We start from the raw sequence: 23,552 nt of genomic DNA, 5'->3' as shown, positions 1-23,552 counted from the left end.
CCCATGGGAAAGCTCGCGATCGAGACGAGAGGGTTGAGCGGAGGTGGGCGCGTGTCGGCGACGAAGCTCCTGGTGCTCGGTATCGTGCACCTCTCCGGCGGCGCGCATGGCTACCAGGTGCGGTCCGAACTGCAGAGCTGGGGTGCGGAGAGTTGGGCCAAGATCAAGCCCGGCTCGATTTATCACGCGCTGAAGAAGGCGGCGGCTGATGGCCTCCTCACCGAACACGCCGAGCCGGGCAACTCTGGGCCGGAGCGCGTTCTGTACCGCGCGACAACTCGGGGACGTGACGAGATGGTCGAACTGGTCCGCGACGGTCTGCGGCGCACCCACGACCCGGACATGCTCAACGCGTCCATCGCCATGTTGCCCATGCTGACCAGGACAGATGCCATCGCGCACATTAACGAGCGGGTCGCGCGCCTGGAAGCGGAGCTCGTAGTGCAGGCCAAGTGGCGGGAGCACCCCAATCGGGACACCCCCGAGCACGTCCAAGATCAGGCCGAACTGTGGGCGGGACACGCACGCACCGAACTGGAGTGGGCGAAGAGCCTGAGCAAACGACTGTCTGAGGGCGCCTACACCATGGCCGATGATCCGGGTTCGTGGCGAACGGTCCCCGATCACCTCAAGATGCGCTCCTAATCAAACTTGACTAGACGTTTCTTCCTCCTCCGTGCACTCTGGCCAAGTAGTCAAACTTGACTAGCGCAACCAATCCGTTCGCAACACCGAGAGAAGGACTCGACCCATGGGAAAGTTCGCGATCGAGACGAGAGGGTTGAAGAAGAGCTTCGGCAAGACCCACGCGGTCGCCGGTGTGGACCTGGCCGTGAGCGCCGGGGGCGTGTACGGCGTGCTCGGCCCGAACGGGGCGGGCAAGACCACCACGATCCGCATGCTGGCCACGCTCCTGCGCCCCGACGCCGGAGAGGCGCAAGTGCTCGGCTACGACGTCGTGCGTGACGCGCGTTCGGTACGGAGCAGGGTGGGCCTTACCGGGCAGTTCGCGTCGGTCGACGAGGACCTCACCGGGGCGGAGAACCTGTTGCTGCTCGCCAGGCTGCTCGGCTACTCACGCCGCCGAGGCAGGGAGCGGGCGGCCGACCTGCTCGACGCGTTCGGTCTTGCCGAGGCGGCCGACCGGCAGGTGAAGAAGTACTCCGGCGGGATGCGCCGGCGCATCGACATCGCGGCGAGCCTGGTCGTCACCCCCGAACTGATCTTCCTCGACGAGCCCACGGCCGGGCTCGACCCGCGCAGCAGGAACCAGGTCTGGGAGATCGTCAGGGGCATGGTCGCCGAGGGCACCACCGTGTTGCTGACCACGCAGTACCTCGACGAGGCCGACCAACTGGCCGACCGGATAGCGGTGATCGACCGCGGGAAGGTGATCGCCGAGGGCTCGAGCGGCCAGCTCAAGGCATCGGTCGGCGCCGGCTCGCTGCACGTACGGCTACGTGCGCCCGAGCAGCGGGCCGAGGCCGAACGAGTCCTCGCCGGCGTCCTCGAGGTGCCGGCCGAGCCGTCCGCCGACCCGGCCGCGCTGTCCGCAAGGATCTCCGGCCCCGAGCGGGTCGCCCGTTCCCTCGCCGAGCTGTCCCGCAGCGGCATCGACGTCACCGAGTTCGCGCTCGGTCAGCCGAGCCTGGACCAGGTGTTCCTCGCCCTGACCGGACACGCCGCCGAGGAGACACCCAAGGAGGATGCCACATGAATGCCACGTCCGCGGAGCAGGCGTCGGCGCCGGTCACCGAGGACGCGCTGCGCAGTGTGCTGGCCGGCGAGCGGCCGTCTAGCCCCGGCCCGGTGCTCACCTCGTTGACATTCGGCTGGCGCGCTTTGCTGAAGATCAAACACGTCCCGGAGCAGCTCGTCGACGTGACCATGTTCCCGATCATGTTCACGCTGATGTTCACCTACCTGTTAGGTGGCGCGCTCGCCGGGTCGACTCAGGAGTACCTGCAGTTCCTGCTGCCCGGCATCCTGGTGCAGGCGAACGTCATGATCACCATGAACACTGGCATCACGCTGAACACCGACATCCAGAAGGGGGTGTTCGACAGATTCAGGTCACTTCCGGTGTGGCGACCGTCGCCGCTGGTCGGCGCCCTGCTCGGCGATGTGATGCGCTACTCGATCGGGTCGGCGATCGTGATCACGCTCGGCCTGGTCCTAGGGTTCCGGCCGGAGGGTGGCGCCGTCGGGGTGGTGCTCTCGGTGGTACTGCTGCTGGTGTTCTCGTTCTGCCTGTCGTGGCTGTGGACGATGCTCAGCCTGATCCTGCGCACGCCGAACTCGGTGGCGGGGGTCAGCATGATGGTGATGTTCCCGCTGACGTTCGTGAGCAACATCTTCGTGGACCCGAAGACGATGCCCGGGTGGATGCAGGCGGTCGTCGAGGTCAACCCGATCACCCACCTGGCGACCGTGGTACGCGGCCTGATGCACGGCTCGGTGCCCGCCGGGGAAATCGGCTGGGTGCTCGCCTCGTCCGTACTTCTCGTCGCGGTCTTCGGTCCCATCACCATGGTCCTCTACCGCAACAAGAAGTAGATGCCGCTACCGCGAGCACTTGGTCGAAATCAACTCCGACAACCCGGCCCACTCGGCCAACGCCATCACCGGTACCAGGCCCGGACACGACAAGGAGAGCCGAATGAGCACCATCCCCAAGAACAACTCGGAAACCGTTGCGCACACGCCCGGGCGGGCGAGCAGCATCGGGGTCTGGATTCTGCAAGTCGTGCTGGCGGCGATAATCGCCGGCGGCGGAATCTCGAAGCTCGCCGGCGACCCGGTCATGGTGGACATGTTCGCCGACATCGGGGCTGGCCAGTGGCTCCGGTACCTGGTCGGAGCGCTGGAGGTCGCGGGAGGGGTTGGACTTCTGATCCCGGCACTGGCGGGCATGGCCGGTCTCGGGCTGGTCGCGCTGCTGGCGGGTGCCACCATCACCAATCAATTCGTGCTCGAGCAGAGCCCCTGGCATCCGCTGGCATTCCTGGTGGTGGCGGCCGTGATCGCAAGGGCGCGCTGGTCGCGCACCGAGGCCGTCGTCGGCACGCTGCTCAGGCGCTGAGACAAACCTCTCGAACGGAGATGTGAGATGAACGAGATGGCCTTTCGCGTGACATCAAACGATGGCACCACCATCGCCTACGACCGGAAGGGAAGCGGTCCGGCCGTCATTCTGGTGGGCGGGGGACTCGACGACGGGGTGGAGAATGCGCCCTTGGCGCCGGCTCTCGCCGAGCGCTTCACGGTCTACAACTATGCCCGTCGGGGACGCGGCGCGAGCGGCTTTACCGAGCCCTACGCCGTGGAAAGGGAGATCGAGGACCTGGATGCGTTGATCGCGGCGGCGGGCGGCTCGGCACACCTGTTCGGGGCGTCCTCTGGTGGTGCGCTGGCGATGGAAGCCGCTGCGGCCGAGTCAACCATCGACACGATCGCCGTGTGGGACGTGCCCTACGCGGTCGGGGACGACATACGCCCTCGATTCGAGAAGTACATCGCGGACACCCGACGCGCGTTCGACGCCGGGCGAGACGAGGAGGTTCTCGAACTGTTCATGCGCGTGACCGGCGCCTCCGACGACGACATCGCGGCAGGGGCGATGATGCGTTCGAGAATGTCGACCGCGGCCAAGCAGACGCCGCATTGGGCGCATTCGGTCGCCCTCGCACCCACGCTGGTCCACGACAGCGTCTTCCTCAACCGCTACCAGTTGCCGGCCGATCGCCTGGCAACGGTCACCCAACCGGTCCTGGTCATCACCGGAGGACCGATCTCGTCCCCCTACCTGGCAGGCCTGCCCTCGGACTTCTTCGACCGCGCAGCCGACGCGCTTGCAGACCTATTACCCCACGCTCAACGGGAGACCCTCGAGGGGCCGGATCACGTCGTCGACCCACAGACCGTCGGCCCGCTGTTGCTACGGTTCTTCAGCAGCGAACACTGAGGGGCCCGCGAGGTGTTGCGGGAAGACCGATTAGACCCCGCAAGCAGATCTTCGTCGCGCCAGGGACACGGGGCGGACAGGTGGTGTCGAGGTTGATGTCGTCGGCGGCATCACAGGCCTGATCCTGGGCGTGCTCGTCACCAACGTCTTCGTCACCACGCAAGGCCGGGCCGTCGTACTGACCTGGGCTTCAGTGGGACTCGACCTGGCCTACTCGCTGCTCATCGGCTCCGTCGTCGGTCGTACCCCGCACTCCGGGCCGACTCAATACCGCCCACCGAAGCCCTGCGCAGCACATGACCAGGCACCTCGGTAGGGCCAGTGATTCCGGACTGTGGTCGCATGCGGTCACCGTTCCCGGGCGGTGGCCCGGTGCCGAAAGTCGACCTGCTGTGCATCGACGAACTCGGCTACATGCAACTCGACCGCCGCGGCGCGGAACTCCTCTTCCAGGTCCTCACCGAGCGTGAGGAGAAGGCCTCGGTCGCGATCGCGTCCAATGAGTCCTTCGGCGGCTGGACCAAGACCTTCACCGACCCCCGGCTATGCGCAGCCATCGTCGACCGACTCACCTTCGGCGGCACCATCCTCGAGACCGGCACCGACTCCTACCGTCTGGCCCAAGCCACAAAGCAGCGGACAACCTGACACCCGTCGGGCGCGGAAGCGGTGTCGACGCAAACCAACATCCGCGGCACCGACACGTGCCCGGCGGTGTCAGAACTCGCCAACAAGCGGTGTCGGACGAAACCTCCGCAGCCAGACGGCGGGGTGCCGCTGCACGAGGTGCAGGACCTGCTGGGCCATGCGTCGCTGGACACGCTCGCTGTCTACAGCAAGCCACGGCTCGAGGATGTTGTCGCTCACCACCGCGCCGTGTTCGGTCCCTCCGTCGACCGAGAAGAACAAGGCGGCCCGGCCGGATATGACCCGGGGGCATTGTCGACGGTGTTGGGAAGGGACCGGTGATTGCCGGGGTCAAGCAGGGGCCTCGCCGCAGTCCGAATCCGCTGCTTGAGGTGCCACCGGATCCGCGATCCGCGCCGATTGGAGAACCACCGCTGCCCATGCGGTGGGCCGCCGCAACCGCTGATGAGATTCAGCAGGCGGTCGAGGAACATCAGCTGGCAGCTTGTGAGCGGACCGGCCGAGGAAACCACGCAAGCACGATGACACGAGAGAAACGCATCTGGGCTGCTGGATCAGGTAGAGGGGCTCGCGCGATGCTCGACTACCTTGCCGCTCTGCCGGGCGACACATGGAACGACCGGTGGCTGCTGCTCGATGCCGCGACGTCTGCGAGCGGGCGCCGCCGAGCTGGTCACGAGGACTGGCAAACCGTCGTGCAGCCCGGTTGCGCCAGGCCACTGCGCGACTCGTTGACGGCAGGTCTCACCGTGATGGTCGTCCTCGACATCATGCGTCCGTCGTATGCCTGGCAGCAGGGCCGCCAGCTTGGCCTGTTCCACACGATCGGCGAGTATCGCGACCCCAGCAACGCGGCGATCATCGGCGCGCGGATCGATCAACTGCTCGGCAGCACCACGCTCAGCAAGCGAGTCCGGCACACGCCGGGCAAGATCTTGGCTCACACCGGCAAGACGATCCGCCAGGTGACCGCAGAAGACCTGTTGACCATGGATGCGACCTTGGCGCCGCTGCGACTGCATAGTTCGCATCGACGCTCGATCGAGCACCTGTGGCGAGTGTTGATGGACCTGGGCTGGATCAGTTACGAGACCGTGGCCTGGCCGGTGCAGCGGGGCCACGAGCCGCAGCTGTCAGCAGAGGAACTGATCGACCGCTACGACCTTCGCAGCCCTCATCGTGAGCTGTTCCTTGAGTACCTGAAACAGCGCCGGCCGAGCCTGGACTACTCGACCTGGCGCAGCCACGCACAGATCCTGGTCAAGAACTTCTGGCTGGACATCACTTCTCGCCACCCCGACCTGCCGAGTCTCGCTCTCACCCGCGATATCGCCGACGAGTGGAAGCAACGCATCAGAGTCCGGCAGGACGGCGAGCTGCGAGTCGGCCATCTGAATCAGCTGTTCATCGTGCGGGCGTTCTATCTCGACCTCGCCCAGTGGGCGCTGGAGGACTCGTACTGGGCTCCCTGGGCCTGCGCCTCACCGATCAGCCGGCACGAGGTCGCCGGTTACGCCAAGCTGCGCCGCAAGCAGGTTGCGCGAACACAGCAACGAACCCGCCAGATCGCGCCGGTTCTCCCGCAGCTACTCGCACAGGCGAGGAAGGACCGCCACGCGTCGGCCGCACTGCTCGCCGCGGCCACCGCGGCCGGCCATGGCGGCAGCATCAGCGTTGCCAGTGATACCTGGACTGTCCGACGGGCTCGGCCCACCGGACAGGTTCGCATCGACAGCGCAGACCACAAATCGCGAAACCTGAGCTACGAAGAGGACGCGGCCTTCTGGTCATGGGCAATGATCGAGACGTTTCGGCTCACAGGAATCCGCTGCGAGGAGCTACTCGAGCTGACCCATGTGTCGATCGTTCCTTACCGGATCCCATCAAACGAAGAAGAAATTCCCCTCCTGCACATCGCGCCCAGCAAGACCGACGAAGAACGCCTCCTCGTCGCCGGACCCGAACTCGTGCACGTCCTGTCCGAAATCATCCACCGCGTTCGGGGCGGCCACCAAGACATCCCGCTGACGCCACGATGGGACCCCCACGACCACGAGTGGGGCCCCACGCTGCCGCACCTGTTCGCCAAGTACTGGGGTCCCGAACTCCGCCCGATCTCACCCGGCACCGTCTGGACATTGATACGCAGATGCGCCGAACGCGCCAACATCATCGTCGACGGCGAACAAGTCCACTTCACCACCCACGACTTCCACCGCATCTTCGCGACCGACGCCCTGGCCAGCGGCCTGCCTCCCCACATCCTGCAGGTCCTACTCGGCCACAAAAGCATCGCCACCACCCAGGGATACGCGGCGATCTATCCCCAAGACGTGATCCGCCACCACCGCACCTGGATCAGCCAACGACGACTCACCCGTCCCAGCGAGGAATACCGTCGTCCAACCCCCGCGGAGCGGGAAGAGTTCGAAGGCCACTTCGTCAAGCGCAAGGTCAGCCTCGGCAGCTGCGGCCGCGCCTACGGCACCAACTGCCACCACGAACACGCCTGCCTTCGATGCGCACTGCTCAGGCCCGACCTCGAACGAGCCGACCGGCTCCGCGAAATCATCACCAACCTTCACGCCCGCATCACCGAAGCCGAACAGAACAACTGGCTCGGCGAGGTCGAAGGACTCAAGGTCAGCCTCGCCGGCGCACAAGAGAAACTCGACCAAATGGAACGCTCGACGGCCGACGACGGCCCTGTCCTACTCGGCCTCCCCAAGATCAACGCACCGTCCGACATGGCCGCTGACGAGACCGGGCCCCAAGGCCGGGACCACCCGCACTAGCATCACGGCATGCCTCTGCTCGTCGATCCGGCCTTGCCGCAGGGAACACTGCGGGACGCCGCACAACCGCATCTAGCGACCAACGACGGACTGGTCCTGCGGCCATGGAAGGAGAGCGACGCCGCCGCAGTGCGGACCGCGTTCACCTGTCCCGACATCCAGCGCTGGCACGTCCGGCGACTCGACACTCTCGAGGAGGCAAGTCAGTGGACCGGGCAGTGGGCCGACCGCTGGGACACCGAGACGGCGGCGAGTTGGGCGGCCGTCGATGCCGACGACCAGCCGCTCGGCCAGGTCGGACTGCGCAACATCTCTCTGGCCGAGGGGTCGGCAGACCTGTCTTACTGGGTGACCCCGACGGCCCGGGGACGAGCCATCGCCGCGAGATCAGTGGAAGCCTTGGCCGCCTGGGCTTTCGGGCAGATCGGGTTCAACCGGCTGAACATCCACCACTCAACCGCCAACACCGCATCCTGCCAGGTCGCCGAGCGCACCGGATACAGGCTCGAGGGAACGCTGCGGCAGGCGATCAAGCACGCCGACGGCTGGCACGACTGGCATGTTCACGGCCGTCTACGCACCGACACCTGAGCAGCAACCGCCTGGAACGAGCGGGCTAGGACCTGGCCGCGATGTCAGGGATCAGGGTCTGCCACAACGCCATGAGAATTCAGCCCACGGGCTGACAAGACCCAGCCAGTCAGACAGATCACCCACTCCAACCTGCCTAGTTCGGATAAGGCACCCACGAGCGGGCGAGCTGCTCGAGGCGCTGCCTGCGGACCGTCCAGCGCTGGGTGCGCAGATCCACTCCGCCGATCGCGAGCAGATCGAAGGCCGCATAGGCGGCTGGAACCTGAGCGCTCCGGTTGCGAGCTTTCGCCGGGCTGGTCACCAGACGCTGCTGGAGGGCGTCGAAGCTCAGGCGACCGTCGGCGCCGAGTACGACGAGCTCGCCGTTTATCTTCAGCCGGCAGTTGGAGGGTGCTGTACTGCTTGGCCGTGAGCGTCCTGGACGTGTCCACGAAGGCATGGTTTCCCTGGTTGCAGCCGAGCGGCGGACTGGTGAGCACGGCACGCTGGGTCTATGGCGACGGCCGCCACTAGGCGTACCCATCGCGGACGACCCGGCGGCTGGCTCCGGTGGTCTGCCTCCGCATGACATTGGAAAACGGCTCGACAAGATCAGGCTTTGTCCACCAGGCTGCCGGACGATGACAAGTAGCGAAGTATGGGACGACGACACTGCGGAGCGGTACGACACGACCTCCGCCGAGATGTTCGCACGTGATGTACTCGACCCGGCTGTGGACTTCTTGGCGCCTCTCGCGGGGCCTGGGGCGGCATTGGAGTTCGCGATCGGCACCGGGCGCGTCGGCATCCCGCTTACCGCCCGGGGTGTCTCTGTGACCGGGATCGAACTGTCGGCGCCAATGGTGGCCAAGCTGCGGCACAAGGTCGACAATGCGACGCTGCCCGTGGTGGTTGGAGACATGGCCACTACGAGCGTTCCGGGCGAGTTCGCCTTGGTCTATCTCGTGTGGAACAGCATCTCCAACCTGCGCACGCAGACAGAGCAGGTCGAGTGCTTCCGCAACGCTGCTCGACACCTTGCCCCTGGTGGGCGGTTCGTCATCGAGCTCTGGGTGCCCGCTGTGCGTCGCCTACCCCCCGGTCAGCCAGCGGTGCCGATGAGCATCGGCGACGGACACATCGTGTTCGACACCTACGACCTCGCCACGCAACAGTGCACGTCGCACCACTACTGGCGCGAATCCGACGGGACCACGCGCTACGGCGCAGGCCACTTCCGCTACATCTGGCCAGCCGAGTGCGACCTCATGGCGCAACTGGCCGGATTGGAACTGGAAGACAGATTTGGCGATTGGCGCCGAAGCCCCTTCACCTCGGACAGCGAAAGTCACATCTCTGTTTGGCGAAAGCCAGCGACTGGGCTTAAGTCCGACTGAGCGCGTGGTCAGCGGCTCGCGGCGGCCGCAGCTTGGCCGCAGAAACTGTGAACGCGGCCTTAGGTCCTCCTCGGGGCGCGCTGCGAGAAGGCGTCGGATCATCGGCTCTCCCGCCGGGTCGTAGACACGAGAACCTAGGGCTGTCCAACACGACAGCCACGGACGCCCATCGGCGAGTCCGCGACGTGTTGAACACGTAACCTACGACCGCAGATAGCGCCATCCAGAACGATGCCGGCGGCCACCTGCTGCGAGGCGGCGGCAACGATGTCAGGGAAGCGGTCGCTGATGTCGTTGCGGTTGCGGGTCCACAGCCGCGCCCCGTCACCGCTACGGACGATCGCCACGCGGCTAGTTGACTGAACTCTTCATGCGCCCGATTGGCGTCGTTGGTGGGTGGCTGGAGAGGGCCTGTCGGTGTCGGGTTGCGAGTTGGGGCGGGTTGTCGAGTTCGCGCAGGGTCTGCGTTGGCCGGTGTGGTTTCCGGACGAGGAGCATGTGTCGGCGTCGTCGTTCTTGCGGGATCTGGCTGCGTCGGATTGTTCGCCGGCGACGCTGCGCAGCTATGCCTACGACCTGCTGCGGTTGTTCCGTTTTCTGCATGACCGGTGGACAGCGTGGGAGCGCGCTGAGCGGATTGATGTCCGGGAGTTCGTCGAGTGGTTACGCGACTCGCCGGTGCCTCAGCGGCTGAACCGGCGAGCGGATGCACCGGCGGCGGGGTCGGTGAACCCGATCACGGGCAAGGCGGTGCTGGGAACGAAGTACGCCCCACGCACGATCAACCATCAGCTGAGCGTCTTGTTCGGCTTCTACGAATGGGCACGCTGGGCTCGTTCCTCGAGGGCTTTGATCAGAGCATTGACGCGCGTCCTGGCTTGGTACGGCGTGTTCGTCTCCGGCCCGACACGCCGGGTTCGATGTATTCCAAGTCGCCGGGAGGGTTCTCTCGCCGTTGAAACGCGCGGGACTAGGCCGAGCCCCAAGGGGATCGGCTCCCCGGTGGCGCGGTGCCCGGTACAACGAGTCCGGACTCGTACGCTGTGATAACGGCCTGGGTGCGGTCGCGAAGGCCGAGTTTGGTGAGCACCCGGCTTACGTGGGTCTTGATCGTCTGGTCGCCGACGACGAGCCGCTCGGCGATCTCGGTGTTCGAGAGACCCTCTGCGACAAGTGCGAGCACTTCGACCTCTCGCGGCGTGAGTTCGGCCAGGAGTGAGGGGGCAGTGGCCGACCTGGAGTGCAGTCGGGCGAACTCACCGATGAGTCGCTTGGTCACGGCCGGGTCGAGCAGCGCTTCTCCGGCAGCGACCACGCGGACGGCGTCGAACAGGCGCTCTGCGGTCACGTCCTTGAGCAGGAACCCGCTCGCTCCGGCACTGAGGGCGTCGAAGACGTACTCGTCGAGGTCGAACGTCGTCAGCATCAGGATCTTCGGTACGCCACCCCCGACCGTTGTTGTGATCTGTCGGGTCGCCTCGATGCCGTCCATCACCGGCATTCGCACATCCATCAGCACCACGTCGGGATGCTCTGCGGCGCACAGCCGAACTGCTTCGGCGCCGTTCTGGGCCGTGCCGACGACTGCGAAGTCGAGCTGTGTCGCGATCAGGGCGCCGAATCCGGCTCGCACCACTTCCTGGTCGTCGACCACAACGACGCGGATCATGGCGTACCAGCATGGTCGAGCGGGAGCCTTGCTTCGAGGTGGAACCCCGTCTGCCGGGACAGGACCTGGATGTCGCCCCCGACCATGGCTGCCCTCTCGCGCATGCCGAGCAGGCCGTGCCCGACCGCTGCAGCCTCAGTCGACAACCCCGGACCGTTGTCTCGGACGCGGACGTGGAGTTCGGTGTCGGTGTAGTCCAGTTCGACGTCGACGGCGGCCCCTGGCGCGTGGCGCCGGGTGTTGGTGAGAGCCTCTTGGACGATCCGGTAGGCCGTGAGCTCGACGCCTGGCTCGAGCGGGCTCACCTGCCCCGACACGATGAGTCTGGTGCTGGCACCGTTAGCGGTCTCGCGCGCCGCATCGACGAGGTCCACGAGGTCGTCGAGGCCCGGTTGGGGCGCACGGGTCGGGAGTGTGTCCGCGTCCTGTCGTAGGACGCCGAGGAGCCGCCGCATCTCGCCGAGTGCTTCGCGGGCTGTCTCACTGATGGCGGCGAGTCGTCTGGCGCCATCAGGCGGCATCCCCGGGGTCGTCAGCCGGGCGGTCTCGGCCTGGATCGAGATCATCGAGATGTGGTGGGCGACGACGTCGTGGAGTTCGCGGGCGATCCTGGCTCGCTCCCCGCGCGCCGCGTTCTCGAGCATGCTCCCGACAAGGTGCTCCTCGGACTCACGTCGTGCCGCCGACTCGCTTCGGGAACGAGCCGTGCTTCCGACGAGCCCGGCGACCGTGGACAACGTCAGTACGACGGCGACGGCGTCCTCGTGGCCGCCGACTGCTCCCAGTGGAATGGCCAGGAAGACAACGAACGGGAGGAGAAGCGGCAGCCAGACGCGAGGGGCCCGCTGCCGCGCGACCAGGAAGACCACCACGACCAGCGCGACGGTTGCCGCGAGAGTGGGGACATATCCCCCGGCCAGGGTCAGCGCGTTCGCCAGGGTCACGACCAGGGCCACGGGCAGCAGGTGGGTTCGCACGAACGCCACGGGAGCGGTGCCGAGCAGGCCGAGCAGTAGGGCGAAGGTCGGCGGACCGCCAGCGACCGGGCCGACATTGCCGAGGCCGGACGCAGGACCATTGCTCGTCGTCGCGCCCGTCACCTGGATCAAGGCGAGTAGTGCAAGTACGACGGCACCGGTGATCGGCAGTCCGGGGGCATGCGTGAGCCGTCGGCCGGCTGCCAGCGCGCGGCTCGCGGGTGATGTCGCGTGACTCACCACACCATTGTCACCGTTGCACTCTTCCGTGGCGTCCCCCGGGACTGTGGTGTCGTGTCCCCCGTGTGGGGGACTCGGCAGGACGCAAGGACCGCTCTCGGGCGTGACGACGTGAGGCGCACGAGTCTCTAGCGTCTGCGTCATGGACTCAACTATCGAAGTGGCGGGCCTTCGAAAGCGCTACGGCACCACCGTGGCCGTCGACGATCTCACGTTCACGGTGCGCCCCGGCCAGGTCACAGGGTTCGTCGGTCCGAACGGAGCCGGGAAGTCCACGACGATGCGCATCGTGCTCGGGCTGGACGCGGCGGACGCGGGATCTGCTCGCATCGGGGGCCGCCCCTACCGGTCGCTGGCGGCTCCGCTGACCGAGGTCGGCGCCCTTCTCGATGCGGAGGCGGTTCATCCCGGGCGTCGGGCACAGGACCACCTGCTGTGGATGGCACAGAGCAATGGCCTTCCCGGCCGGCGTGTTGGTGAGGTGCTCGAGCAGGTCGGCCTTGCGTCGGCCGCACGGAGGCGAGCCGGAGGGTTCTCACTCGGGATGCGCCAGCGGCTCGGCATCGCCGCGGCGATGCTGGGCGACCCGCCGGTGCTGATCTTCGACGAGCCGGTCAACGGCTTGGACCCCGAGGGGATCCGTTGGATCCGCGGATACCTGCAAAGCCTCGCAGCAGAAGGACGGGCGATCCTGGTCTCGAGCCACCTGATGAGCGAACTCGAGGAGACCGCCGACCACCTTGTCGTCATCGGCCGCGGGCGATTGATGGCCGATACGAGTGTGGCAGACCTGGTCGCAAGGGCCTCGGGATCGCGAGTCCTACTCCGCACACCTCAGCGCTCCGAGACCATGACGGTGCTCGCCAACGCCGGAGCCACCGTTGCATCGATCGACCACAACGCGGTCACCGTGGACGGGCTGTCCGCCGAACGCGTCGCGGCTCTGCTGGGAGCCGCGCAGCTTCCGTTCTCGGAGCTCGGCGTGCACCGGGCGACTCTGGAAGAGGCGTACATGGAGCTGACCCGGGACGCCGTTGAGTTCGGTGCGCAGGGGGCGACCCCATGACGTACGCCTCCACCGTCTCAAGCCATGGCGCCGGGTTCGCACACCTGCTGCGCGCCGAATGGACCAAGCTCCGCTCGCTTCGCAGCACCTGGGTCTGCGTCGGACTCACCATCGGCCTCACGATCCTGTTGGCCTACCTCGCCGGCAAAGGCAACACCACCGATGCGAACGAGGTCGGCCCACAACGCTTCTTCGCCGTGCAACTCGTCCACCGCCCGCTCACCGGTGACGGCTCGATCATCGCCGACGTCACAAACCAGGAAGACACCGGGCCGGACGCGAAGTCAGGTCTCATGATCACCGGCCCAATCACCGCCCCGACCGACAGCACGCAGAAGTCGGTCGGCGGTAAAACAGCCGCGAGCACCTCCGCGGCATACGCCGCGATCATGGTCACCCCCGGGCACGGCGTCCAGTGGCAATCGGACTTCACCGAAGAAGCGTCCGGGTCGAAGGGATCTAGTCCTCGCTGGCTAAAGCTGACCCGCGAAGGGTCCCGCATCACCGGGTACGAGTCCGCCGACGGAGTGACCTGGACCCAGGTCGGCACCATCGACCTCGCCCACCTGCCCGAGACGGCTGAGATCGGCATGTTCGTGACCTCGCCTCCCACCGGGGTGAAGACCGTCCGTCGCTCGCCCACGTCGACCGATAGCAGCCCCGACTACACCCTCAGCACTGCGGTCTTCGACTCGGTTCACGTCACCGGGTCCGATGGTGAGCCGCTCACCGGGACGTGGAAACACCTAGACACCGACGGAGCACCGCGCGAGCTACCCCACGACAGTGTCGCGGGATCGTTCACCCAGGATGGCGACAGGTTCACCGTGTCGGGTGCCGGTGACCTCGGGGTCCAGCAGCCCGGCACAGGAGGGGACAACGACGCGGTCCGCGACAGCCTCTCCGGCATCCTGATCGGGTTCGTCGCATTTTCGGTCATCGCAGCACTGTTCATCACCACCGAGTTCCGCCGCAGCATCATCCGTACGACGTTCACCGCCACCCCGCGTCGCGGGCGAGTTCTGGCCGCCAAGGTGGTCGTTCTCACTGCGCTCGCGTTCGTAACCGGGATCGCCGCAGCCGTGCCGGCGTTCCTGATCAGCCAGCCGCTGCTGCGGGCAAACGGGTTCGCCCCGCCGGCGTACCCGACGGTCTCGCTCACCGACGGTCCGGTAGCACGCGCTGTCCTCGGCACCGGACTCGTGCTGGCGCTGCTCGCGATCCTCTCCCTTGCCCTGGGCGCCTTGTTGCGCTCCAGCGCAGCCGCCATCACGTTGGTCATCGCCCTGGTCTTGACGCCGTTGATCATCGGGCCTTTCCTCACGCTCGGCGGAGAAGCCTGGCTCAAGCGCGTCACCCCGGGGGCCGGGATGGCGATCCAGCAGACGCGCGAGCGGTGGGACGACGCCATCGGCCCGTGGGCCGGCACCGCCGTGCTGGCCGGGTGGGTTGCCGTCGCCCTGGTTGCCGCCTTCCTCCAGCTTCGCCGGCGCGACGCGTGAGCCCGGCCGGCCGGGCGCTGCACGCCGAGTGGACCAAGACCCGCACGGTCCGCTCCTCCGGCTGGCTGCTCGCCGGCATCACCATCCTCACACTCGGACTCGGCGCCGTGATTGCCGCCAGCGTCCGCTTCGACGGCTGTGCACCGCAAGGTGGCCAATGCGACATCGACGCGACCAGGATCGCGCTCTCCGGGGTGTACGTCGGTCAGATCGCCGCTGTCGTCTTCGGAGTCCTGGTCGCCTCCTCCGAGTACGCCACCGGGACAATCAGAACAACCCTTGCCGCCGTCCCCCGACGGTGGTTGACCTTGGTCGCCAAGACGATCGCTGTGACCGGACCGGTCCTCGTGGCCTCCCTCCTCGCGGTGACCGGGTCGTTGCTGGTGGCCAGGACGGTCCTTCCCTCCAACGGGTTCACCCCTGCGCACGGCTACCCGGCCTTGTCGCTAGGTGACACGACAACGCTGCGGGCATGCGCCGGCACCGTGCTCTACCTCTTCCTGATCGCACTGATAGGTCTCGGAGTCGCACTCATCGTGCGCAACACCGGAGCGGCCATTGCGATCTCGCTCTCCCTGCTCTTCGTCTTCCCCATCGTCGCAACCCTGGTGAGCGAACCGCGCTGGCGAGAGTGGCTGACCGAATGGGCACCCATGACCGCCGGGCTGGCGGTCCAAACGAGCCGCGGACTGGAAACAATGCCGGTCGGTCCGTGGCAAGGCCTGGCAATCCTTGCCGCGTACGCCGGCGCAGCCCTAGCTATGGGTGGCATCCTGCTCGAGGTCCGCGACGCGTGAATCTTCGCGAATCGTACAGACGCTGCCCGGTGGCGTCGGGCCGCTCGCGGGTCTGCCGCGCGGATGGGTGACATCTGATCGCTGGTCAGCACGTCTCGCGGACCCGCCGAACAACGTGCGAGACCATGCCCGGGCCACAGAACGGACGGGGCCGGAACTTGGACGCTGACGAGGCCGAGCGCCGCCCGGATGTCGGCCCAGCCTGCTCTGCCTGTCCGCATGGCGCAACGGCCTGCCTGCTTGCCACTCCAGTTGACAGGTCCAGTGAAGATAGCCGTCCCACTTCACCTCGTAGCGCGAGCCACCTGGTCGCGCGCGCGGTCCGGGGATCTCGTCCACCGAACGGGCCAGGGCCACCTCGACCGGACCGGCCAGATCGGCCGGGATCCGGAACTCCGTCGGCTCAGTGCGTCGCTTGGCCGGTGTCATCGCCACCCCTGTCCCCCGCTCGGCGGAATGGCGGCCACACGACGATCTTCACGCCTCGGACCTTGTGCCGGCGGTCGCGGTACAGGCAGAACCGGTGATGCTCCAGGGCGTTGGCCCCGTCGCACTTCCCGCACCGCCAGACCCAGGCCATGGCACCAGACTGCGCCCAGACCTCAGCTCATGTCGCCGTACGGCGACCGGGTCGGCGGCGCCAGCCTGATCCCTCCGACTGCGCCTTGGACCGGATCGCATCCTCGGACCGCCCGAGCTTGACACTCATCACCCCGACGGGTGTGTTGCCCGCGGCCAGGTCGTGCAGCTGATCGACCTGCTCGTCCGGCCAGTCGTGGCCGCTGCTGCGGCTCGATGTCATCTCCGACCTGGCTGTGCTCCCTTCATCGAAGGTGGTTGCCTACAGCCCCGGTATCACCCTCTCAACCCGAACCTCAACCCTGCTGCGCCGCCGGGCGTGGCAGGCTGGGAGTCATGTGTGGTCGCTACGCGTCAACAGCCCGCCGGACCGTCCTGCTCGAACAGTTCCAGGTCGACGGCGACAACGCCGAGGACCTGAAAAGCCCGGACTACAACGTGGCCCCGACCAAGACCGCGCCGGTCGTGATCGCGCGAGCACCGTCGGGCGGCCCGAAGGACGCCGACGCGGTCCGGCAACTGCGCCTGTTCAAATGGGGCCGCCTGGTCCCGTTCTGGGCCGAAGACGCCAAGATCGGCAACCGGATGGTCAACGCACGGTCCGAAAGGGTCGATGAGAAGCCTGCTTACAGGGCGGCGTTCAAGTCGCGGCGCTGCCGGATCCCGGTCGACGCCTTCTACGAGTGGTTCGAGACCGACCAGATCAGCGAGAAGACCAAGAAGCCGCTCAAGCAGCCCTTCGCGTTCCGGCCCACTGACGGCTCTTCACTCGCTCTGGCCGGCCTGTACGAAGTCTGGAAAGACAAGACGTTGCCGGAGGACGATCCCGGTGCGTTGCTGTGGTGGTCCTACACGATCCTGACCACCACCGCGACCAACGAGATCGGACGCATCCACGACCGCATGCCCATGGCCATCGGCCCCGACGACTGGGCCCAATGGCTCGACCCCCTCCCCGCATCTTGACCACACCAGACACGCGCCGCGCCTATGAGCAGCACGAGGCCAAGTGGGTCTCGGCGAAGGAGGCAGCCCGTATTCTCGGCGTGAGTGAAAGTACGGTGCACCGGATGGCGCGCAGGGGCTGCTCGAGCGTGGGTCGGGGTACCGGAGATACCCCCGCCCGGCGTTGGAGGCGCTGCTGGCTCTGGGGGACGTGATCTCGATCGGAGAGGCTGCGCGCATCATCGCTCGTCCGATGGCCGCAGTTCGGGAACTGGTCGCCGCGGGTCAGCTGCGCTGCTCCCTGACCTCGACGTTTCCGCTGTTTCGGCGTGAGGTCGAGCAGTATGTAGAGTCTCATCCTCCAATCGACGGTCGGGCCGGGCAGCTGAGTCCAACCGCGGCGTCGAAGATTCTGGGTTGCAGCGTCTCAACTGTTCGACGGATGGCCAGGGCCGACCGGATTCCGTGTGACCGTGACGCTCGTGGCAGGTTCTGGTTCCGAGAGGACCATCTGATTATGTATCAGCGGGCAAGGGCTGCTGCGCTCGCGCTGGACAGTCATCCCAGGTAGTCGCGACGTACCGATGATGAATGCATCTCTGCCCGCCGCGCGAGGTAGTTTCTGTGGAATTTGTCGGTGTCTGCTGATCGTGTTGTGGCATGGAGCTGACTGCTCGGGATTTCGAGCGGATCCCGCGGACGAACTTGCGGGTACCCGTGCGCGAGTTCGCGCGGCTCTGGCTGACGGCTGAGCGGCGCGACGACGCGCTGGCTGCCGGCGGCGAGCCAGAGGATGCGTTCCTGAGTGGGGTGTGCGGCTCCTGGCGGTTGCGATCGAGTGATGGGGAAGCGTCCTGCTGTTGGGCACCGGCGAGGACGGCGCGCCAGCGCCGCCCGCAGTCCGGGGCCGCGCGCCGCAGGCGCGTCCTTGATCCATAAGAGGTGTGTCCGGCAGGCTCTTCTCGACGGCAGCCTGTCCTCCGTCGGGTGATGCGCGACACTCGTCCCCCACTCGTGGTTGTACTCGCCATAACCCACACGACTGGACGATCAAGCACTAGTCAAGACTCTGGATCACGATCTTCAGGCGGCTTCGGGCCGAATTCTCTCGGGGGCTCGACGAGCGGCACTCGGCCAGCCAGCTCTCCGTGCCCAGCAGCGGATAGAGCACCCGCATCGACAACCCGCGAGGTGATCGGGGCCACCTCTCCTGGGCGCCTCGGTCGCCTCGGTGATCGCAGCTCCTCCACCGGCTTCCTCGGGTCGACACAGCTGGCGCGGCTCAACGTGGAAACCCTGGACACGTTCTCTGCAGAGCTGCGCAGATGCCGCATCCATCGCAGGGGCCATCAGAAGGACATCGAGCACCGAACGACTAAGCCTCATCAGTGTCACGACCACGCGGGCAACCGGCGCACCCCGGAACAACCCAGCAGGCTGCCGACTGTGTCGCCGGATGTGCAGACCTCATGTCTGCAAGGGATTGGCCGACTCAACGGTGCGGCAGTCAACCCCACCGAGCACGCAGGCAAGCCGGGGCTACCAACTCCGAAGCCTCAGCCGCACGCCGCCTTGGCATTCTCGCGTCTCTCAAGAAACCAGCGTCACTACAACGCGACCGAGCTGATCAACGCCGGCGACGACGTGCGTCGGCTGGGCGCCTCGGCCCTTCCGGTCCGGTGGCTCGGATGGCGCCGGTGCTGGTCGGAGCGGTGCCGTCGCCAACCTGACCGCTTCGGGCGGGTCTGCCCGAGCCTGCCTCCCGCGACTCCGCAGGTCTCGTGAACTTGCGGCTTGACCTGGAACGCGCTCCAGCAATGAGGCTGGAGCAATGAACACACCCACTATGGCCCTCGGGACGATGTACTTCGGCACCACGGTGGACGAACGGACCGCTTTCGCGATCCTCGACCGGTACGCCGAACTGGGCGGGGCCTTCATCGACACCTCCGACAACTACAGCTTCTGGACCTCCGAGACGGGCTTCGGCGGCCAGAGCGAGGCGCTGCTGGGCCGCTGGCTGGCGTCCAACTCCGGGGTCCGCGTCCACCTCAGTACCAAGGTCGGCGCCCAGCCCACGCGGGTCGGCGGGTTCCCCGACCATCTCGAAGGACTGCGCGAGGACGTCGTGCGCGGAGCGATGGCAAAGAGCTTGGAGCGGCTGGGCGTGGACGGTGTGGACCTGTACTGGGCGCACGTCGAAGACCCGACCGTTCCGGTGGAGGACCTGGTCGAGACGTTCGGCGGCCTGGTCCGTGACGGCCTGACCGCTCGCTGGGGCGTGTCAAACCACCCGTCCTGGCTGCTCGAGCGGATCCGGGCCACCGCCGAACGCGCCGGCCACCCGCAACCAGTCGCTTACCAGGAGCGCTACTCCTATCTACAGCCCGCCGGCGGCATGGACGTGGAGGGCCAGCCGATCCCGCTGGGAATGCTGTCACCGGACGGCCTCGACTTCCTGCGACGCAACCCGTCGTTCGACGGCTGGGTCTACACCGCCACCCTCCAGGGCCGATACGACCGCACCGACCGTCCACTCGAGACCGAGTACCGCCACCCCGGCACCGAACGACGGCTGGCGGCGCTGACCCGTGTCGCCACTGCGCGCGGACTCCTACCGGGCCAGGTGGTGCTCGCGTGGCTGGCCTCCGGGAGCCCGGCGCTCACCCCGATCGTCGGAGCCAGCAGCGTCAATCAGGTCGAGGAGGCCGTGGTAGGCGCGTCCACCATCCTCACCGAGGACGAACTGGCGGAACTGGACAACGCATAGGCGACGACGTGCGGACAGCTCTCAATGCGGGAAGGGGTCAGGACGTCGCATGGCGCCCAGGATGGGCGTCACCACCCAGAGTTTGTCCGGTCAGTACAACATTCGCTACACCCTGACCGCATCGGGCGGGAAGGGAACATGCGTCGACGCCCAGGAGTCGGATGGCGGCTCCCACGACCTCCCCTACGATGCGTGGATCTACATCGACATCTGGCTCGGCCCGCTCCCGGAGTATTACCACTACGGGAAAGAGTTCTACATCAACGGCTGACCGACACACCACAGAGCCGTTCCGGCAGGCTGCCCTCGACACCACCTCCCAGGCGATCTGCCGGTGTCTGAGGGCACGCCTGCCAGCTCTGTGCGGCGGAGTTCCTGGAGCAACTGGAGTCAAGAACCGGTCCTTCGATGCCGTACGTGCCGCGGTTTGGCAAGGCAGCGTTTGTCGTCTGGACGGGCAGACAAGCTAGCGGTGCTCCGTCAGACTGGGCATTGTGGAAGGGGCGGCGGCTCGGCGGGATACCGACATCGCCGGCCGGGTTGAGGAGCGCGGGGTTCTCGCGACGGCGCTTGGTGCCGTCGTTGACGGTCGGCCGTGTGCGGTGTTCGTGCACGGCGAGGCGGGCGTTGGCAAGACGCGCCTGGTGAGGGCGGTCTGCGAAGAAGCGGCTGCGCAAGGCGTAGCGGTGTTGTGGGGCGGCTGCGTGCGGTTCGGTGCGGTTGATGCGCCGTACATGCCGCTGGTCAGCGCCTTGGAGGGCTGGCTGGAGTCGGCCTCGCCTTCGGAGGTGTCCGAAGTGTTGGCCGCTGTCCCGGACGCTGCTGAACTGTTGCCTTCGTTGGGCGGGCAGCCCTCGCTGGGTACGGTTCGATTGCTGGCGGTCGTCGATGGGCTGCTGATGGCAATCGCGTCGCGGCGGCCGACTGTGCTGGTCGTGGACGATGTGCAATGGGCAGATCCTGCGTCGCGTGATGCGATCACCTACCTTGTCGCCGGCTATAGGAGCCAACGGCTGGCCCTGCTGACGACGTATCGGGACGAGGAACTACCGGTGGGGCATCCGCTGCACGGCTGGTTGGCAGACCTGGCCCGGCTACCGTCGGTTTCATCCCTGCAGCTGAACAGGCTGAGCCGGGACGAGACCGAGGATCAGCTCGTCTCGCTGCTCGGCGGCCGACCACATCCGCGGCTGGTAGCCGAGGTGGTCCGACGTTCCGACGGCAATCCCTATCTCAGCGAGCTCCTCGTGCGTGGAGTCACGCTCGGAGATGACCGCCTGCCCGCTGACTTGCCCACAGAGTTGACGGCAGCACTGCTCGGGGCCTGGCACCGGCTGCCGGCGCCGGCGCGCGAGGTCACCCGGATGCTGGCAGTCGGCGGAAGGCCCGTGCTGATCCACGATCTGACCGCGGTCGCCGCTACGCGCGGCATCGGCGCCGAGGCCGTGGTCGCCGCGCTGGTCGAAGCGACGAACGCCGGCATCTGCGTTGCACTGGGCGCCGAGACGTGCTGGTTCCGGCATCCCCTCGTGCCCGACGTACTGCATGGAACCTTTGTCCCTGGAGAGGCAGGTCCCCTGCACGCGGCGTGGGCGAAGGCGCTCGAGTCCCGGTCCCGCACAGGCATCGACGAGGTACGGCGGCTCGGCGACCTGGCACTGCACCACCAGAGTGCAGGAGACCTGAAGTCCTGCCTCGAAACGTCGCTACGCGCGGCCGATCTCGCACACGAGGTCAAGGCGCTTCGCGAGGAGGCGCTTCACCTGAGCCGGGCGACGCGCCTCTGGCCTACCGTCCATCACGGCGAAGCGCACAGCGTGGTCCAAGAACTCGACCTGCTGGAGCGCGTCGCTGATGCTCACCGGCTGGCGGGGGACGACGAGTCAATCTTCACGGCGTGGGATCGGGCGCATGACCTCGTCGATGAACGAGCCGACCCAGTGCGGGCAAGCCGGGTCATCAGGGGCTGGTCCTTCAGCGCCCTGGCAACGGGCCGTGCCAGCGGCGAACCGATCCATGAGCTCGAGCGCGCTGTCGAGCTGGCCCGGACGTCTGCTGACAGCCGGGAGTATGCCGACGCGCTCGCCGCTCTGAGCGAGAGTCACACATTCAGCAACGCCCCCGAGTCGGCGCGACAGTACGCCGAGCAAGCAGTCCAGGCAGCGCACCGGTCCGGAACCAACGAGGCGCTGACGCACGCATACCGGGCCCGGGCGTTGGCCTTCATCCGGGAGGACCGGTCCGATCGCGACTCAGCCGAGTGCGTGCGTTTCGCCCGGATGACGAAGGACCCTATCTTGCTCGAAAACGCCCGTATGGTCAGGTCCGACTACCTCGACTCGCGCGGCCGTGTCGCCGAGTCGACCGAGATCATGGCCGAAGGGCTCAGCGAGGTCGTAGCCGCGGGCGCGTCAAACGTGGTCTCCGGCCTCACGCGGGTTCTGGCGGGCCAACTGCTGATGTTCGGACGCTTCGCGGACGCCGGCCACGTCATCCGCCGAGGCCTCGCCTTGGTCGAAGGAGCGGACAAGACGGCCGACGTACGGCTCGCCGCCGCATTGCTGTCCACACGGCGTGGAGACCTGGCCGCGGCCCGTCTGCACCTACGGCGAGCCAGAGAAGCCATACCGGACCTGGAGGACCGCCCAGCTCTCATGGCGCCGCCGATCCTCGCCGAGCACCTGCTGGCAGATGGTCGTCCCGACGAAGCTCAGAGCATGCTTTCGCGGACCCTCATAGTGCAGTCCATTGATGTCCAGATCGCGGACGAGATGCTGATGTGGAGCGCACGCTCAGCCGCCGACCTCGCGGAGCGTGCGCGTGACCGACGCGACCGCGAAGGCGTAGCGAACGCTCAACGGCTACTCGAGGAAGTCGTCAACCTTCGCGGGACTGTGCAACCGGTCCCCTTCGATGTCCTCGCAGCCGATGATCTGGTCCGACCAGCCATGGAGGCCTTGTTCACCGCAGAGACCGAACGATGCGAGTTCGGGTCGGTCAGGGCCGAGATATGGCAAGAAGCAGCAGACCGATGTGCAGCTGCCGATATGCGTTGGGAACAAGCGGTCATGTCATGGCGCTGGGCGCAGGCACTGCTCAGCCAAAGCCCGAGCACAGTCGCGTTCGTTGCGCCGTTGCGATCTGCGTACGCCTTCGCCGTCGAGGTCGACGCCACCGCCCTCCAGCGCGAGCTGGAAAGACTGGCCGTCCTCGGCAAGATCCGATTGGAAGAGCCGCGGGTGCCGCCGCTCGACCGCACGCCGGTGGCCCTTCGTTCCCTGACGCCGAGGGAGCGAGAGGTGCTCGCTCACCTGGTCGCGGGCCGAACGTACGCCGAGATCGCAGACGCGCTGTTCATCAGCCAGAAGACCGTCAGCGCCCATGTGTCTCATCTGTTGCGAAAGACAGGAACCTCATCGCGTCACGAGGTCTCTGCTCTCGCGCTCAGACTCGGCCGTACAACGCACAGTGCTACTTGAGCCTGCGACCCCTGCCGTCTGGCGGACCTGATCCCGCACTCGCTCGTCGGTGTCGGATCAGCTGGGGCAGTGTCAGTCTGATGATGCCGTGGCGCACGGCCCGCGTTTAGATCGTGCGGGCCGTGCGGTCGGATGTCGGGCTGCTGATGGA

General features: G+C 66.8%; 22 protein-coding genes and 1 pseudogene. 19 read left to right on the top strand and 4 right to left on the bottom strand.

Annotated features, from left to right (window positions below):
* The first annotated feature begins 51 nt into the window (after positions 1–51).
* From E0H75_RS13190 to E0H75_RS13155, 8 genes and pseudogenes are all read left to right on the top strand, one after another.
* Entirely contained in the window at positions 52–645 is a 594-nt protein-coding gene (locus E0H75_RS13190; protein WP_131513782.1) for a PadR family transcriptional regulator, read from the top strand.
* 106 nt (positions 646–751) lie between these two features.
* Positions 752–1,717, top strand: coding sequence for an ATP-binding cassette domain-containing protein (locus E0H75_RS13185; RefSeq protein WP_131513781.1), 966 nt, complete (start codon positions 752–754; stop codon positions 1,715–1,717).
* The gene (locus E0H75_RS13180) at positions 1,714–2,556 is read left to right on the top strand and encodes an ABC transporter permease (RefSeq protein WP_131513780.1); all 843 of its coding nucleotides are present in this window, start codon (positions 1,714–1,716) and stop codon (positions 2,554–2,556) included. The genes E0H75_RS13185 and E0H75_RS13180 overlap by 4 nt, the downstream gene beginning before the upstream one ends.
* Positions 2,557–2,659: 103 nt before the next feature.
* Positions 2,660–3,082 (top strand): DoxX family protein, encoded by a 423-nt coding sequence (locus tag E0H75_RS13175; RefSeq protein WP_131513779.1) that lies wholly within the window; start codon positions 2,660–2,662, stop codon positions 3,080–3,082.
* Between the two features lie 27 nt (positions 3,083–3,109).
* The gene (locus tag E0H75_RS13170; protein ID WP_131513778.1) at positions 3,110–3,964 is read left to right on the top strand and encodes an alpha/beta fold hydrolase; all 855 of its coding nucleotides are present in this window, start codon (positions 3,110–3,112) and stop codon (positions 3,962–3,964) included.
* A gap of 378 nt (positions 3,965–4,342) precedes the next feature.
* Positions 4,343–4,612: pseudogene (locus tag E0H75_RS13165) on the top strand (ATP-binding protein); the annotation flags it as partial.
* Between the two features lie 317 nt (positions 4,613–4,929).
* Positions 4,930–7,407, top strand: a complete 2,478-nt coding sequence (locus E0H75_RS13160) for a tyrosine-type recombinase/integrase (protein WP_131513777.1) — start codon at positions 4,930–4,932, stop codon at positions 7,405–7,407.
* A 9-nt stretch (positions 7,408–7,416) separates the two neighbouring features.
* Positions 7,417–7,998 (top strand): GNAT family N-acetyltransferase, encoded by a 582-nt coding sequence (locus E0H75_RS13155; protein WP_131513776.1) that lies wholly within the window; start codon positions 7,417–7,419, stop codon positions 7,996–7,998.
* A 136-nt stretch (positions 7,999–8,134) separates the two neighbouring features.
* Here the strand turns inward: E0H75_RS13155 and E0H75_RS43035 are convergent, their stop codons facing one another.
* Positions 8,135–8,302, bottom strand: coding sequence for a DNA ligase-like domain-containing protein (locus E0H75_RS43035; protein WP_165553689.1), 168 nt, complete (start codon positions 8,300–8,302; stop codon positions 8,135–8,137).
* A gap of 319 nt (positions 8,303–8,621) precedes the next feature.
* Here E0H75_RS43035 and E0H75_RS13150 point away from each other — a divergent pair, with 319 nt between their 5' ends.
* On the top strand, positions 8,622–9,377 hold the full coding sequence (locus E0H75_RS13150) for a class I SAM-dependent DNA methyltransferase (protein ID WP_131513775.1): 756 nt from the start codon (positions 8,622–8,624) through the stop codon (positions 9,375–9,377).
* A gap of 396 nt (positions 9,378–9,773) precedes the next feature.
* The gene (locus E0H75_RS44995; protein WP_202872980.1) at positions 9,774–10,424 is read left to right on the top strand and encodes a site-specific integrase; all 651 of its coding nucleotides are present in this window, start codon (positions 9,774–9,776) and stop codon (positions 10,422–10,424) included.
* On the opposite strand, the gene E0H75_RS13140 is transcribed toward E0H75_RS44995, so the two are convergent.
* Complete coding sequence (locus tag E0H75_RS13140) at positions 10,348–11,046, bottom strand: response regulator (protein ID WP_131513774.1); 699 nt, start codon at positions 11,044–11,046, stop codon at positions 10,348–10,350. The genes E0H75_RS44995 and E0H75_RS13140 overlap by 77 nt on opposite strands.
* Entirely contained in the window at positions 11,043–12,263 is a 1,221-nt protein-coding gene (locus E0H75_RS13135; RefSeq protein WP_202872979.1) for a sensor histidine kinase, read from the bottom strand. Before E0H75_RS13135 ends, E0H75_RS13140 begins: the two co-directional genes overlap by 4 nt.
* 142 nt (positions 12,264–12,405) lie before the next feature.
* On the opposite strand from E0H75_RS13135, the gene E0H75_RS13130 reads away from it, so the two are divergent.
* Genes E0H75_RS13130 through E0H75_RS13120 form a run of 3 tightly spaced genes read left to right on the top strand, consistent with a single transcriptional unit; the run spans position 12,406 to position 15,628 of the window.
* The gene (locus tag E0H75_RS13130) at positions 12,406–13,329 is read left to right on the top strand and encodes an ABC transporter ATP-binding protein (protein WP_131513772.1); all 924 of its coding nucleotides are present in this window, start codon (positions 12,406–12,408) and stop codon (positions 13,327–13,329) included.
* Positions 13,326–14,831 (top strand): DUF1349 domain-containing protein, encoded by a 1,506-nt coding sequence (locus tag E0H75_RS13125; protein ID WP_131513771.1) that lies wholly within the window; start codon positions 13,326–13,328, stop codon positions 14,829–14,831. Before E0H75_RS13130 ends, E0H75_RS13125 begins: the two co-directional genes overlap by 4 nt.
* Positions 14,828–15,628, top strand: a complete 801-nt coding sequence (locus E0H75_RS13120) for an ABC-2 transporter permease (protein WP_131513770.1) — start codon at positions 14,828–14,830, stop codon at positions 15,626–15,628. Before E0H75_RS13125 ends, E0H75_RS13120 begins: the two co-directional genes overlap by 4 nt.
* A 607-nt stretch (positions 15,629–16,235) precedes the next feature.
* Here the strand turns inward: E0H75_RS13120 and E0H75_RS13115 are convergent.
* Positions 16,236–16,430 (bottom strand): hypothetical protein, encoded by a 195-nt coding sequence (locus E0H75_RS13115; protein WP_202872978.1) that lies wholly within the window; start codon positions 16,428–16,430, stop codon positions 16,236–16,238.
* Between the two features lie 113 nt (positions 16,431–16,543).
* Between E0H75_RS13115 and E0H75_RS13110 the strand changes: the two genes are divergently transcribed.
* The 6 genes from E0H75_RS13110 to E0H75_RS44620 all read left to right on the top strand — a co-directional run bounded on the left by E0H75_RS13110 (position 16,544) and on the right by E0H75_RS44620 (position 23,401).
* The gene (locus E0H75_RS13110) at positions 16,544–17,173 is read left to right on the top strand and encodes an SOS response-associated peptidase (protein WP_165553687.1); all 630 of its coding nucleotides are present in this window, start codon (positions 16,544–16,546) and stop codon (positions 17,171–17,173) included.
* Positions 17,146–17,367, top strand: a complete 222-nt coding sequence (locus E0H75_RS44990; protein WP_131513768.1) for a helix-turn-helix domain-containing protein — start codon at positions 17,146–17,148, stop codon at positions 17,365–17,367. Before E0H75_RS13110 ends, E0H75_RS44990 begins: the two co-directional genes overlap by 28 nt.
* A gap of 38 nt (positions 17,368–17,405) precedes the next feature.
* Positions 17,406–17,723, top strand: coding sequence for a helix-turn-helix domain-containing protein (locus E0H75_RS44985; protein WP_420323295.1), 318 nt, complete (start codon positions 17,406–17,408; stop codon positions 17,721–17,723).
* A gap of 1,260 nt (positions 17,724–18,983) precedes the next feature.
* Complete coding sequence (locus E0H75_RS13100) at positions 18,984–19,922, top strand: aldo/keto reductase (RefSeq protein WP_131513767.1); 939 nt, start codon at positions 18,984–18,986, stop codon at positions 19,920–19,922.
* 49 nt (positions 19,923–19,971) lie between these two features.
* Positions 19,972–20,193, top strand: a complete 222-nt coding sequence (locus tag E0H75_RS13095; RefSeq protein WP_131513766.1) for a hypothetical protein — start codon at positions 19,972–19,974, stop codon at positions 20,191–20,193.
* A gap of 223 nt (positions 20,194–20,416) precedes the next feature.
* Entirely contained in the window at positions 20,417–23,401 is a 2,985-nt protein-coding gene (locus E0H75_RS44620) for a helix-turn-helix transcriptional regulator (RefSeq protein ID WP_131513765.1), read from the top strand.
* The last annotated feature ends 151 nt before the right edge of the window (positions 23,402–23,552 follow it).

Origin of the sequence: Kribbella capetownensis (genome assembly GCF_004331485.1) — a bacterium.
Classification (GTDB): Bacteria; Actinomycetota; Actinomycetes; order Propionibacteriales; family Kribbellaceae; genus Kribbella; species Kribbella capetownensis.
This window is presented reverse-complemented; position numbering and strand designations above follow the sequence as displayed.